Source organism: Geodermatophilus sp. SYSU D00684, from assembly GCF_054050455.1.
Genome location: NZ_JBJGZI010000013.1, coordinates 77,867 through 91,027 on the forward strand (window position 1 = coordinate 77,867; position 13,161 = coordinate 91,027).

Consider the following 13,161-nt stretch of genomic DNA (forward strand, 5'->3'; position numbering starts at 1 on the left):
GGCCTCGCTTCCCGGCGGGATGCCGCCGCCCGTCCTGTGTCGGAACATCCGGGGAAGGCCGGTCCAGCGGAGGTCCGCTCAGCGGGGACGCGGGCCCCTCCCGCTCCCAGGCCGACACCCGGCGGAGGCGACCGATGTCCGTGGTGCTCGTCGTGCTGACGGCGCTGTCGCTCATCCTGTCGCTGCAAGCGGGTTACGCGCTGTACATGATGGTCTACACCTGGGACCAGCCGGAGGCGGAGCGGCGAGCCAGGGCGCCGGACGTGTTCGCGTCGCCGGCGGTGTCGTTCACGGTCCTCCTACCGGCACGGCACGAGGAAGACGTCATCGCCCAGACCATCGAGAACGTCATGCGGGCGAACTACCCCTCGCGGTTGCTGCAGGTCTTCGTGATCTGCCGGGTCGACGACGAGGGCACCATCGAGCGGGCGCTGGCCAAGCTCGAGCAGCTCGCCGACGTGGGGCTGGAGAACGTCGACATCGTGGTGTTCGACGACGACCCGATCAACAAGCCGCACGGGATGAACCACGCGCTGGCCTTCGCCACCGGGGACGTGGTGACGATCTTCGATGCCGAGGACGACATGCACCCCGACATCTTCAACATCGTCAACACCGTCATGGTCGAGGAGAGCGTGAAGGTCGTGCAGGCCGGCGTCCAGCTCATGAACTACACGTCCCGCTGGTACTCGGTGCTGAACGTGCTGGAGTACTTCTTCTGGTTCAAGAGCCGGCTGCACTACCACGCCAAGTACGGGGCGATCCCGCTGGGCGGGAACACGGTCTTCTTCAGCCGCGACGTCCTGGACCGCCTCGGTGGATGGGACGAGACGAACCTGACCGAGGACGCCGACATGGGCCTGCGGGTCAGCCAGATGGGCGAGCGGGTCCGCGTCATCTACGACGACCGCTACGTGACCCGCGAGGAGACCCCGCCGACGCTGACCCACTTCATCAAGCAGCGCACCCGGTGGTGCCAGGGGTTCATGCAGACCCTGGCCAAGGGGACCTGGAGGCACATGCCGACCCGGACCCAGCGGTGGCTGGCCTTCTACACGCTCGCCTTCCCCAACGCCCAGGCCGTGCTCGGGATCTACGTGCCGTTGTCGCTGCTGATGATGTTCACCCTGCGGGCACCCGTGGGGATCGCCCTCATCTCCTACGTGCCGGTCGTGCTGCTCGCCGCGCACTTCATGATCCACGTCGTGGGCCTGTACGAGTTCACCGAGGCGCACGGGCTCAAGCCGTCCAGGACGATGATCCTGCGGATGGCCGTCGCGTGGTTCCCCTACCAGGTGCTGCTCGCCTACGCGGCGCTGCGCGCTCTCGCACGGCACCTGCGCGGCGTGCACAACTGGGAGAAGACCGCCCACACCGGCCAGCACCGGGGAGCGGCCGCCGCTCGGCCCGGCGTGGAACCCACGCACGCCTGACCGGGGCCTCTCGCTCCGGGGGAGTCCGGCCGGGCCTTCTGGGGAGCGGCGTTCCCCCGGAGCGGGGAGGGGCCGCCGTGGGGACGCCGCTGACCTGCGGCGACGCTCCCGCCCCCGCCGGTACGAGGGCGCGTGGCCGACGCCGCCGCGGGTGGAGGGGGCGAGTGGCGGGACGAGCCGGGTTCCCCTGACCGACGGAGTCCCTGGACCCTGTCGAGGGGAGCTCAGGGACCCATGCTGGGAGTGGGCAGCCCAGGCCCGACGACCGAGTCCTAGAGGTGGTGGCCGTGGCCGTCCGGATCCTGCTCGCCGACGACCACACGGTGGTCCGCCAGGGACTGCGCATGTACCTCGAGCTGGAGGACGAGCTCCAGGTGGTGGGGGAGGCCGCGAGCGGGGAGCAGGCGGTGACGCTGGCCCGTGAGCTCCGCCCCGACGTGGTGGTGATGGACCTGCTGATGGACGGCATGGACGGGATCTCCGCCACCGAGGTCATCCGCACGGAGATGCCCGACGTCGAGGTGCTCGCGCTGACCAGCGTGTTGGAGAACGCGTCGGTGGTGGGAGCGGTGCGCGCCGGGGCGGTGGGGTACCTGCTGAAGGACACCGAGGGCCCGGAACTGCTGCACGCCATCCGGGCCGCAGCGGCCGGGCAGGTGTACCTCTCGCCCGCCGCGGCGGCCCGGCTGGTGCGCGAGGTCACGGCCCCGGTCGCGCCGGCGCAGCTGACGCCGCGCGAGTCGCAGGTGCTGGTGCTGCTGGCCAAGGGCAGGGCCAACAAGGAGATCGCCCGCGAGCTGCGCATCGGGCAGCAGACGGTCAAGACGTACGTGAGCAACATCCTGAGCAAGCTCGGCGTGCGCAGCAGGACCCAGGCGGCGTTGTACGCCGTACAGGCGGGCCTGCTGCCGGTGCAGGAGCTGTCGGTGCCCTGACCGGTGGCGGGGGCTCCGCCCGTGCGCCCTGCGGGCGGCGGTCCGGGCGCCGTCTCGTCGTCGCGGTGGTCCTCTGCCACGGTGGGGACCTGGTGTCGCGGTGGCCGAGCGCCGGGGCACCCCACCTCCGATCCGACGCCGGGAGGCGCCAGATGGTGAACCGTCTCGCCGCCGCGACCAGCCCCTACCTGCTGCAGCACGCGGACAACCCGGTCGACTGGCGCGAGTGGGGGGAGGAGGCCTTCGCCGAGGCGCGCGAGCGGGACGTCCCGGTGCTGGTGAGCGTCGGGTACGCCGCCTGCCACTGGTGCCACGTGATGGCGCACGAGTCGTTCGAGGACGAGGCGACCGCGGCGCAGATGAACGCCGGTTTCGTGTGCGTGAAGGTCGACCGGGAGGAGCGGCCCGACGTCGACAGCGTCTACATGACCGCCACCCAGGCGCTCACCGGCTCCGGCGGCTGGCCGATGACCGTCTTCACCACCCCGGACGGGCGGCCGTTCTACTGCGGCACCTACTACCCGCCGCGCCCCGCCGGCGGCATGCCCGCGTTCCGGCAGGTGCTCGCCGCCGTCTCCGAGGCCTGGACGCAGCGCCGCGAGCAGCTGGAGGACGCCGGCACCCGGATCGCCGAGGGGATCTCCCGCCGCCTGGACCTCGGGCCGCCCACGCCGCTGTCGGCCGCCGACCTCGACGGCGCCGCGGCCGCGGCGGCCGCCGACCACGACGACCGGCACGGCGGGTTCGGCGGCGCCCCGAAGTTCCCGCCGTCGATGCTGCTGGAGTTCCTGCTGCGGCACGCCGCGCGCAGCGGGGACGCGCGGTCGCTGGAGGTGGCCCGCCGCACGCTGGAGGCGATGGCCCGCGGTGGCATCCACGACCAGCTGGCCGGCGGCTTCGCCCGCTACTCGGTCGACGCGCGCTGGGTGGTGCCGCACTTCGAGAAGATGCTCTACGACAACGCGCTGCTGCTGCGCGTGTACCTGCACCTGTGGCGGGCCACCGGCGAGGAGTGGGCGCGCCGCGTGGCCGACGCGACCGCCGCCTTCCTCGTCCGCGACCTCCGCACGCCCGAGGGCGGCTTCGCCAGCGCGCTGGACGCCGACACCGACGGCGTCGAGGGCCTGACCTACGTGTGGACGCCGGCCCAGCTCACCGAGGTGCTCGGCGACGACGACGGCCGCTGGGCCGCGGAGCTGTTCGCGGTGACCGAGCGCGGCACGTTCGAGCACGGCACCTCCACGCTGCAGCTGCTCCGCGACCCCGGCGACGACCCCGAGGACGCCGCCCGCCTCGCCTCCGTGCGCGAGCGGCTGCTGGCCGCCCGCGCCCGGCGCCCGCAGCCGGCCCGCGACGACAAGGTCGTCACCGCCTGGAACGGGCTGGCGATCGCCGCGCTGGCCGAGCACGGCGTCCTCACCGGCGCCCCCGCGTCGGTGGAGGCCGCCCGCCGCGCGGCGGAGCTCCTCGCGGGCGTGCACCGGGTGGAGGGGCGGCTGCGGCGGGCCTCGCGGGACGGCGTCGCCGGTGCCCCGGCCGCGGTGCTCGAGGACCACGGCGACCTCGCCGAGGGGCTGCTCGCGCTGCACCAGGCAACGGGCGAGGGCCGGTGGCTGGAGTGGGCCGGCGACCTGCTCGACGTCGTCGCGGAGCAGTTCCTCGACGCCGAGGGGTGGCACGACACCGCCGCCGACGCCGAGGCGCTGGTGCACCGCCCGTTCGACCCCGCCGACGGGCCGACGCCGGCCGGGGTGGCCGCGGCCGCGGGGGCGTTCGTCACCTACGCGGCGCTGGCCGGGTCGCCGCGGCACCGCGAGCTCGGCGAGGCCGCCACCGGGCAGCTCGGCGTGCTGGTGCGCCGGGCGCCGCGGGCGGCGGGCTGGGCCGCGGCGGTGGGGGAGGCGCTGCTCGCCGGGCCCCTGGAGGTCGCCGTCAGCGGGCCGGCCGGGCCGGAGCGGGACGCGCTCGCCGCGGTCGCGCGGAGGTCGACGAGTCCCGGGGCCGTCGTCGTGGTGGGGGAGCCCGACGCCCCCGGGGTGCCGCTGCTGGCCGGCCGGCCGGCCGTCGGCGGGCGCCCCGCCGCCTACGTGTGCCGGGGGTTCGTCTGCTCCGCGCCGGTGACCGACGTGTCCGCTCTCAGCGCAGCGATGGCCCCTTCCTGACACCGTCCTGCGGTCTTACCGTGTAATCACGTAAGCACCGCACCGGAGGAGGCCGTCGTGCACGGACACCACCACCGCTTCGCCGACTCACCGTTCGCCCGCATGGGCGCCCCCGGCTGGCGCCGCCGCGGCCCGGGCGGCCGCGGGGGCGACACCCCGCCGGTCGACCGCGCCGAGGTCGCCGGCTGGTTCGCCGGGCGGCTGCCCGACGGCTGGTTCACCGGGCCGGCCGACATCACCGTCGACCGGGACGAGATCACCGTCGTCGGCCCGCTCGCCGAGCCCGACGCCGGCGAGGGCGACCCGACCGCCGCCCGCGCCGGCCGCATCGCCCGCTTCCGCGAGGACACCCGCGGTCAGCGGATGGCCATCGCCGACGCCGCCCAGGAGCGCTACGGCCGCTCGGTGGCCTGGGGCGCCGCGTGCGGCGACGTCCGGGAGGTGTTCACCAACGCCTCGGTGCCGGTGATGACCCGGCTGCGCCAGCCCGAGCGGCTGGTGCTCGACACGCTCGTCGACGCCGGCGTCGCCCGCTCCCGCTCGGAGGCCCTGGTGTGGGCCGTGCGCCTGGTCGGGCAGCACGCCGACGCCTGGCTGACCGAGCTGCGCGACGCCATGGCCTCGGTGGAGGAGGTCCGGGCGCGCGGCCCGGAGCTGTGAGCCCTGCCAGGCTGGCGGGGTGAGCCTGGAACTGCTGCGGTCGGCCTACGGCGCCCTCGGCGGGCTGGTCGCCGACCTGACGCCCGCCGAGGCCTGGCAGCCCAGCGGCTGCGCCGGCTGGACGGTCCTCGACCTCACCCAGCACCTGCTCGACGACGCCCGCCGGGGCCTGGTCGCCCTGGCCACCCCGGCGGAGGCGCCGGCCACCACCGACGCGGTCGCCTACTGGCGGGCCTGGCAGCCCGCGCCGGCCGAGGACGACGGCACGCTGTGGCGGACCCGCGTGCGGGCCAGCGTGACGGACGGACTGCGCGGGCTGGCGCCGCTCTACGTCCGGACGGCGGCCGCGGTCGGGGTGGCGGCCGGCCGGGTCGGGCCCGGTGAGCTGGTGGGCACCCAGGGCTGGGTCGTCCGCGTCGACGACCTGCTGTCCACGCTCGCCGTCGAGGCCGCCGTCCACCACCTGGACCTGGTGGCGCACCTGGACCGGCCGGGACCCGCGCCGGAGCTGCTGGCCGAGGTGCGCCGGGTGCTCGAGGGCCTGCTCGGCGGCCCGCTGCCGCCCGGCTGGGACGACGCCACCGCCGTCCGCCGCGGCACCGGCCGGGAGCCGCTGTCCGACGCCGACCGCGCCGCGCTGGGGGACGCCGCCGCCCGGTTCCCCCTGTTCGGCTGAGGAGGACCACCCTTCCCCCCACGCCTCGCAGGCTCGGCGCGGGCCCCTGAAGGCTCGCCGTTCCAGCACCTCACCGTCGGGGACACTGGACGACGTGCCAGCAGCTGCCGCCGTCCCCGCCGCGACCGACGTCCTCGTGGTGGGGGCCGGGCCGGCGGGCTCGGCGGCGGCCGCGTGGGCCGCGCGCGCCGGTCACGACGTGCTGCTCGCCGACGCCGCCGTCTTCCCGCGCGACAAGACCTGCGGCGACGGGCTGACCCCCCGCGCGGTCGCGGAGCTCGACCACCTCGGCCTCGGCGACTGGGTCCGCGGGCACACCCGCAACCGGGGTCTGCGCGCCGCCGGGTTCGGCCGGCAGTGGGAGCTGCCCTGGCCGGGCGGGGAGTTCCCCGACCACGGCAGCGCGGTGCCGCGCACCGAGCTCGACGCCCGCATCCGCGAGGTCGCGCTCGGCTCGGGGGCGGTCCCCGCCGACGGCGCGCGGGCGGTCGACGTCGAGCGCGACGGCGACCGGGTCCGTGCCGTGGTGCTCGAGCTCGCCGACGACAGTCGGGTGCGCGTCGCCTGCCGCCGGCTGGTCGTCGCCGACGGCGTGCGGTCGCCGCTGGGCCGGGTGCTCGGCCGGGAGTGGCACCGCGACACCGCCTACGGCGTGGCCGCCCGCAGCTACGTCCGCTCCGGCCGCAGCGACGACGAGTGGATCTCCTCGCACCTCGAGCTGCGCGGTGAGGAGGGCGAGCTGCTGTCGGGCTACGGCTGGGTCTTCCCGCTGGGCGCCGCGGCCGGGGAGGTCAACCTCGGCGTGGGCACCCTGGCGACCGCCCGGCGGCCGGCCGGCGTGCAGCTCAAGGCGCTGCTGGAGTTCTACGCCGAGGCGCGGCGCGAGGAGTGGCAGCTCGACGGGCCGGTCCGCGACGTCGCGTCCGCGCTGCTGCCCATGGGCGGCGCCGTCTCCGGCGTCGCCGGCCGGAACTGGGCGCTGGTCGGTGACGCCGCCGGCTGCGTGAACCCGCTCAACGGCGAGGGCATCGACTACGGCCTGGAGACCGGGCGGGCCGTCGTCGACCTGTTCGGCGAGGACGACTGGTCGGCCGCCTGGCCGGCGACGCTGCGCCGTCACTACGGCGAGGCCTTCTCGATCGCCCGGCGGCTGGCCGGGCTGCTCACGGTGCCCCGGTTCCTGCCCACGGCGGGCCCGGTCGGGATGCGGTCCCGGTCGCTGATGACCGTGGCGCTGCGGGTGATGGGCAACCTGGTCAGCGAGCAGGACCGCGACGTCGTGGCGCGGGCCTGGCGGGCGGCGGGCCGGGCGTCGACCCGGTGGGACGACCGTCCGCCCTTCAGCTGAGCGGCCTCACACGAAGGGCGAGTTGTACATCGCGAAGTAGACGGCGATGTAGTGGCAGATCGCGGCCACGACGGTCATCGCGTGGAAGACCTCGTGGTACCCGAAGACGCCCGGCCACGGGTTCGGCTTCTTGATCGCGTAGGCCACGCCGCCGACGGTGTAGAGCACGCCACCCACCGCCAGCAGCACCAGCGAGGTCACGCCCGCGATGTGCAGGATGTCGGTGAGGATGAAGACCGCGACCCAGCCCAGGCCCACGTAGAGCGGCACGCCCACCCAGCGCGGCGCCGTCGGCCAGGTGAGCTTGAGGCAGACGCCGGCCAGCGCGCCGGCCCAGACGCCGCCGAGGATCCAGTACCCCAGCGGCTGGTCGACGGCCAGCAGCGAGAACGGGGTGTACGTGCCCGCGATGAACAGGAAGATCATCGAGTGGTCGAGCCGCTTCATGACCTTCCAGCCGCGCGGTGACCACCGGCGCCGGTGGTAGAGCGCGCTGATGCCGAACAGGCCGCAGATGGTCAGGCAGTAGACGGCGACCGAGAAGCCGGCGCGGGCGCCGAGCACCGAGCCCAGCGGCACGAGGACGGCGCCCGCGACGATCGCGCCGAAGAAGGCGAACAGGTGCAGCCACCCGCGCATCCGCGGTCGCGTGTCGGGGTGGTCCCAGTCCCTGTCCCCGAAGTCCTCGGCGGTCCAGGTCCGTTCGACCTGCTCGTCCTCCTCGAGGACGGCGGCGAGGGCGGGACCGCGCGGGGCCTCGATCTCGGCGCCGTCGGCCTGTACCCGGACCGGCTCGAGTTCGTCGGGGGAAGGGGTCACGCACCCGAGGTTACGGAGGCGTAGGTGAGCCTGCACCGGCAGCGACCTGTGAGTTCCCCGGCAGCGTCCCGGAGGGGCGACGCGCGGGCGGGAGGCAGCGGAACGGCGGTGTCCCGGGGCGCCTAGGGTGAGGCCCCGTGGGGGCGCGTCAGTGGGTCCGCGACGTCCTGACGCAGATGTACGAGCGTCGCCTGGCCCGGCAGCTGGTGGGTGCCGACGTCCCCCGGCACGTGGGCGCGATCATCGACGGCAACCGCCGCTGGGCGCGCGCCACCGGGCTGCTCGACCCGAACGCCGGCCACCGCCGCGGCGCCGACCGCATCGCCTCGTTCCTCGCCTGGTGCGACGAGGCCGGCGTCGAGGTGGTCACCCTCTTCCTGCTCTCCACCGACAACCTGTCCCGCCCCGAGCCCGAGCTCACGCCGCTGCTGCGGATCATCGAGGGCGTCGCCCTGGACCTGTCGGCGCCCGACCGCCGGTGGCAGCTGCACCCGGTCGGCGCGCTGGGCCTGCTGCCGCCGGAGACGGTCACCGTCCTCAAGGAGGCCGAGGAGGTCACCCGCGACCGGCCGGGCGCCACGGTCAACCTCGCCGTCGGCTACGGCGGCCGCCGGGAGATCGCCGACGCCGTCCGCTCGCTGCTGGCCGAGCACGCCAGCCGGGGGACGTCGCTGGACGAGCTGGTCGAGGTGCTCGACGTCGAGCACATCGCCGAGCACCTCTACACCCGCGGCCAGCCCGACCCGGACCTGGTCATCCGCACCAGCGGCGAGCAGCGGCTGTCGGGCTTCCTGCTCTGGCAGACGGCGCACTCGGAGTTCTACTTCACCGACGTCTACTGGCCCGACTTCCGGCGGGTCGACTTCCTGCGCGCGCTGCGGGCCTACGCGGCGCGGCACCGCCGTTTCGGTGGGTGACAGACTCGGGCCCATGGCAGCCGGCGCGGTCGACGTCCCCCTCGAGTACGTGCGGCTGGGGCTGCGGTTCGACCGGCTGGAGTCCGGCTTCGTCGACGCCTACACCGGCGAGAAGCGGATCCGCGCCGAGGTCGAGAGCGAGCCGGCGCCGACGCCGCAGGGCCTGCGCGACCAGGCCCGGGCGCTGCTGCAGGAGCTGGACTCGGCCCTGCTCCCGGCCGACCGCGCCGCGTTCCTGCGCGGCCAGCTCGCCGGCCTGGAGTGCAGCGCCCGGAAGATGAGCGGCGAGCCGGTCGGCTTCCTCGACGAGGTGCGCAGCTACTTCCAGGTCGACCTCACCCTCGGCGACCCGGCCGCCTACGCCGCCGCGCACGCCGAGCTCGACGGGCTGCTGCCCGGCGAGGGGGCGCTGGCCGAGCGCTACGCCGCGCACCGCCGCCGCGAGGAGTGCCCGCCGCAGCGGCTGGAGGCCGCGGTGCACGCGCTGTCCAGCGCGCTGCGCGACCGGGTGCGCGGCCGGTACGGGCTGCCCGAGGCCGAGACGGTGCGCTACGAGGTGGTCACCGACAAGCCGTGGTCGGGCTTCAACTACTACGAGGGCGACTTCCGCTCGCGGGTGGCGATCAACGCCGACCTGCCGCACCGGCTCAGCCAGCTGGTGCACCTGGTGGCGCACGAGTCCTACCCCGGCCACCACACCGAGCACTGCCGCAAGGAGCGCGGGCTGGTCGAGCGGGCCGGCCACCTCGAGCACACGGTGTTCCTCGTCAACACCCCCGAGTGCCTCATGGCCGAGGGGCTGGCCGACCTCGGCGTCGACGCCGCCGTCGGCGACGGCTGGGGGCCGTGGTCGGCCGAGGTGCTCGGCGACCTGGGCCTGCGCTTCGACGGGCACCTCGCCGAGCGGATCGCCGCGGCCGCCGCACCGCTGAACCGGGTGCGCCAGGACGCCGCGGTGCTGCTGCACGACCGCGGGGCCGACGCCGACGAGGTCGCCGCCTACATCCAGCGCTGGTCGCTGGTCAGCCCCGACCGGGCCCGCCAGCAGCTGCGGTTCCTCACCCACCCGCTGTGGCGGGCCTACATCACCACCTACGTCGAGGGCTACGACCTGCTGCACCGCTGGCTCGGCGCCCGGCCGGCCGACCAGGACGTCGCCGACCGCTTCGTGCGCCTGCTCGACGAGCCGCTGACCCCCGCCGTCGTCACCGCCGAGCTCTCGGACGCCTGACCGGTGCCCCGCCGCGATCCCCGGGAGGCCCGCGCCCTCGGACTGTGGACGGCGGGATGGCTGTTCGTGCTCCTGCTCGCCGGCCTGGTGTGGATCGGCGACCTCGCCGTCCAGTGGCCGGTGCTGCTCGTGCCGGTGCTGTGGGCGGCGGTCGTGCTGCGGCCGCGGCGGGGACGGCGGGCGGAGACCTGGGGGGCGCCGGAGCACGGCGGCCCGCCGCCCACGTGGGAGCTGCCGGCGTCGCGCCCGCTGCCCCGGCCGCCGGACGCGCGGGGGCGCGAGCCGTACTGAGCGGTGCGTGCCCGGCCGTCGCTGGGACGGGCGGTACGGGTGGGACCCCATCGGGTGAACAGTGCGTTTCGGCGCGCTGCGACCGCGCGCTCCTGTCGGTCCGGAGCTCTAGCGTCCGGGGTGGACGACGGGCCCGCCCCGCCGTCCACGGGAGGCCCGGTTGGTGCTGACGTTCTCGTCGACCAGGGGGGCCGGTGCCCGGCCCCTGCGCCGGGGCCCGGCCACCTTCGAGCCGGGGCGCGGTCTCGCGCCCCAGGGGAGACGACCCGTGACCACTCGCCGCACGTACGTCCTCGACACCTCCGTCCTGCTGTCCGACCCTCGCGCGCTGCTGCGCTTCGGCGACGCCGACGTGGTGCTCCCGCTGGTCGTCATCGGGGAGCTCGAGGACAAGCGGCACCACCCGGAGCTCGGCTGGTTCGCCCGCCAGGCGCTGCGGCTGCTCGACGACCTCCGGGTCACCCACGGCCGGCTCGACGCGCCGGTCCCGGTGGGGGAGGGCGGCGGCACGCTGCACGTCGAGCTCAACCACAGCGACGCCGCGGTGCTCCCGGCCGGCTTCCGCAACGACAGCAACGACAGCCGGATCATGGTGGTCGCGCTGAACCTGCGGGCCGAGGGCCGCGACGTCTGCCTGGTCACCAAGGACGTGCCGCTGCGGGTCAAGGCGGCCGCCGTCGGCCTGGAGACCGACGAGTACCGCGCGCTGGACGCCGTCGACGAGGGCTGGACCGGCATGGCCGAGCTGTCGCTGGACGACGCCGAGCTGTCGGGCCTCTACGACACCGGCGAGGTGTACGTGCCGGCGGCCGCGGAGCTGCCCGCGCACACCGGGCTGGTGCTGCTGAGCTCGCGCGGGTCGGCGCTGGGCCGGGTGACGCCGGACAAGCAGGTGCGGCTGGTGCGCGGTGACCGCGAGGCGTTCGGGCTGCACGGGCGCTCGGCCGAGCAGCGGGTGGCGCTGGACCTGCTGCTGGACCCCGAGATCGGCATCGTCTCGCTCGGCGGGCGCGCGGGCACCGGCAAGTCGGCGCTGGCGCTGTGCGCGGGGCTGGAGTCGGTGATGGAGCGGCGGGCGCACAAGAAGGTCGTGATCTTCCGCCCGCTCTACGCCGTCGGCGGGCAGGAGCTCGGGTACCTGCCGGGCAGCGAGGGCGAGAAGATGTCGCCCTGGGCGCAGGCGGTCTACGACACCCTCGGCGCGCTGGTGTCCAAGGAGGTCCTCGACGAGATCGCCGCGCGCGACCTCATCGAGGTGCTGCCGCTGACCCACATCCGCGGCCGCTCGCTGCACGACTCGTTCGTGATCGTCGACGAGGCGCAGTCGCTCGAGCGCGGCGTGCTGCTGACCGTGCTGTCGCGACTGGGCTCGGGCTCGCGGGTGGTGCTCACCCACGACGTCGCGCAGCGGGACAACCTGCGCGTCGGCCGGCACGACGGCGTCGCGGCGGTGGTCGAGCAGCTCAAGGGGCACCCGCTGTTCGCCCACGTGACGCTGACCCGGTCCGAGCGCTCGCCGATCGCCGCCCTGGTCACCGAGATGCTGGAGGACCTCGAGCTCTGACCGCGGGACCCATTGCGGGCGTTCCTCGTGCGCTGCCGGTGCTGCAGGGCGGGCAGTGCACGAGGAACCTCGGCAATGGCCGGTTCAGGAGCCCGGACGACGCAGGCGCAGCGCACGGCCGACCCGGATGGCCAGCGCGCCGTCGAGTTCGTCCCAGGTCCAGCGGACCATGCCCCAGCCCTCACCGCGCATCGCATCCTCGCGGCGCTTCTCCTCGAACACGGCGTCGCCCGGATCCTGCCCCGGCCGGAGCAGCCGCCCGTACTTGACCCGTCCGTCGAACTCCCCGAGCAGTCGTCCGGGCTCCCACACGAAGTCCGCCCGCCCGAGCATCACCCCGTCGGCGGTGTGCACGGGGTGCTGCAGTCCGCTGGGCGGGTACCCGAGACGGTGCAGCAGGACCCGGCTCCGGCTCTCCCCGACGCTCTCGCTGCGTCCGTCGGCGAAGGCCACGGCCCGCGCTGCCGTGCGGCTGCCCCGGGTCCCGGTCATGCGGGCGAGCCGGGCAGCCAGGACGACCGCGTCGGCCGGCCGTGCGGCGAGCAGGTCGTCGAGCACGACCACCGCCACCTCGAAGGGCAGGGATCGGGCGAGGTCGAGCGCCGTGCGGACCCGGTCGGTGACGGGGATCCCGCCGACCGTCGTCACCTCGTCGTCCCCAAGCCGGGCGACGTGGCAGCGCAGGGTGCGGCCGACGTCGCTGGAGGCGGGCGGTCGCCGCGTGACGTGCACGCGACCGAGCCGCAGTCCCCACGTCGGCAGCCCGTGGAGGACGGCCGCCGACTCGTGGCTCACGACCGCGTCCCTCCGCAGACCGGCGACGGTCGCCCGGACGAGCAGCTCGTGGCGGACCGCCGCCGTCGTCGGCAACGTGCCCTCGACGTAGGTGCCGCGGCGCACCCGGGACAGCTCGCCGGACCGACGGGCACGGGCGAGTTCGTCGTCACTCCACCCGTCGGCGACCAGGACGCGGCGCAGGACGAGAGGGATCGGCTCGTCGGACGGCATGCGGGCCACCGTCGCGCCGGGATGCCCTGCCCGGTGTCCGGGCGGCCGGTCCGTGGAGGGGGCGAGCCCCTGTGAACAGTGCACTGCCGGTGTTCCTCGCGCCGTGCGGGTCCTGCA

The 13,161-nt window shown here is 75.2% G+C and carries 12 protein-coding genes; 10 read left to right on the forward strand and 2 right to left on the reverse strand.

Annotation, left to right across the window (positions count from 1 at the left end; all coding sequences use genetic code 11):
* Positions 1-134 precede the first annotated feature (134 nt).
* The 6 genes from ACI79L_RS11470 to ACI79L_RS11495 all read left to right on the forward strand — a co-directional run bounded on the left by ACI79L_RS11470 (position 135) and on the right by ACI79L_RS11495 (position 7,214).
* On the forward strand, positions 135-1,433 hold the full coding sequence (locus tag ACI79L_RS11470; protein ID WP_456936912.1) for a glycosyltransferase: 1,299 nt from the start codon (positions 135-137) through the stop codon (positions 1,431-1,433).
* Between the two features lie 287 nt (positions 1,434-1,720).
* On the forward strand, positions 1,721-2,368 hold the full coding sequence (locus ACI79L_RS11475) for a response regulator (RefSeq protein WP_456926450.1): 648 nt from the start codon (positions 1,721-1,723) through the stop codon (positions 2,366-2,368).
* A gap of 152 nt (positions 2,369-2,520) precedes the next feature.
* Positions 2,521-4,530 carry a thioredoxin domain-containing protein gene (locus ACI79L_RS11480; RefSeq protein WP_456936913.1) on the forward strand — a complete coding sequence of 670 codons (2,010 nt, stop codon included), beginning with the start codon at positions 2,521-2,523 and terminating at the stop codon, positions 4,528-4,530.
* A gap of 57 nt (positions 4,531-4,587) precedes the next feature.
* Positions 4,588-5,190 carry a hypothetical protein gene (locus ACI79L_RS11485; RefSeq protein WP_456926448.1) on the forward strand — a complete coding sequence of 201 codons (603 nt, stop codon included), beginning with the start codon at positions 4,588-4,590 and terminating at the stop codon, positions 5,188-5,190.
* Positions 5,191-5,209: 19 nt separating this feature from the next.
* On the forward strand, positions 5,210-5,866 hold the full coding sequence (locus ACI79L_RS11490; RefSeq protein ID WP_456936914.1) for a maleylpyruvate isomerase N-terminal domain-containing protein: 657 nt from the start codon (positions 5,210-5,212) through the stop codon (positions 5,864-5,866).
* A gap of 94 nt (positions 5,867-5,960) precedes the next feature.
* A complete protein-coding gene (locus tag ACI79L_RS11495; protein ID WP_456936915.1) occupies positions 5,961-7,214 on the forward strand; it encodes a geranylgeranyl reductase family protein in 1,254 nt (417 codons plus the stop codon).
* A gap of 6 nt (positions 7,215-7,220) precedes the next feature.
* On the opposite strand, the gene trhA is transcribed toward ACI79L_RS11495, so the two are convergent.
* On the reverse strand, positions 7,221-8,033 hold the full coding sequence (gene trhA, locus ACI79L_RS11500) for a PAQR family membrane homeostasis protein TrhA (RefSeq protein WP_456936916.1): 813 nt from the start codon (positions 8,031-8,033) through the stop codon (positions 7,221-7,223).
* A gap of 137 nt (positions 8,034-8,170) precedes the next feature.
* Here trhA and ACI79L_RS11505 point away from each other — a divergent pair, with 137 nt between their 5' ends.
* The 4 genes from ACI79L_RS11505 to ACI79L_RS11520 all read left to right on the forward strand — a co-directional run bounded on the left by ACI79L_RS11505 (position 8,171) and on the right by ACI79L_RS11520 (position 12,036).
* Positions 8,171-8,950, forward strand: coding sequence for an isoprenyl transferase (locus ACI79L_RS11505; RefSeq protein ID WP_456926444.1), 780 nt, complete (start codon positions 8,171-8,173; stop codon positions 8,948-8,950).
* Between the two features lie 13 nt (positions 8,951-8,963).
* Positions 8,964-10,181, forward strand: a complete 1,218-nt coding sequence (locus ACI79L_RS11510; protein WP_456936917.1) for a DUF885 domain-containing protein — start codon at positions 8,964-8,966, stop codon at positions 10,179-10,181.
* Positions 10,182-10,184: 3 nt separating this feature from the next.
* Complete coding sequence (locus ACI79L_RS11515; RefSeq protein WP_456936918.1) at positions 10,185-10,472, forward strand: hypothetical protein; 288 nt, start codon at positions 10,185-10,187, stop codon at positions 10,470-10,472.
* Positions 10,473-10,740: 268 nt separating this feature from the next.
* Entirely contained in the window at positions 10,741-12,036 is a 1,296-nt protein-coding gene (locus ACI79L_RS11520) for a PhoH family protein (RefSeq protein ID WP_456936919.1), read from the forward strand.
* Positions 12,037-12,120: 84 nt separating this feature from the next.
* Here ACI79L_RS11520 and ACI79L_RS11525 read toward each other — a convergent pair whose 3' ends face one another.
* On the reverse strand, positions 12,121-13,044 hold the full coding sequence (locus ACI79L_RS11525) for a type IV toxin-antitoxin system AbiEi family antitoxin domain-containing protein (RefSeq protein WP_456936920.1): 924 nt from the start codon (positions 13,042-13,044) through the stop codon (positions 12,121-12,123).
* Positions 13,045-13,161: the final 117 nt, after the last annotated feature.

Excerpts from the sequence above, each read along its gene's own strand:
- ACI79L_RS11470 (WP_456936912.1), top strand. The coding sequence starts at position 135 with ATGTCCGTGGTGCTCGTCGTGCTGACGGCGCTGTCGCTCATCCTGTCG.
- ACI79L_RS11480 (WP_456936913.1), top strand. The coding sequence starts at position 2,521 with ATGGTGAACCGTCTCGCCGCCGCGACCAGCCCCTACCTGCTGCAGCAC.
- ACI79L_RS11510 (WP_456936917.1), top strand. The coding sequence starts at position 8,964 with ATGGCAGCCGGCGCGGTCGACGTCCCCCTCGAGTACGTGCGGCTGGGG.
- ACI79L_RS11525 (WP_456936920.1), bottom strand. The coding sequence starts at position 13,044 with ATGCCGTCCGACGAGCCGATCCCTCTCGTCCTGCGCCGCGTCCTGGTC.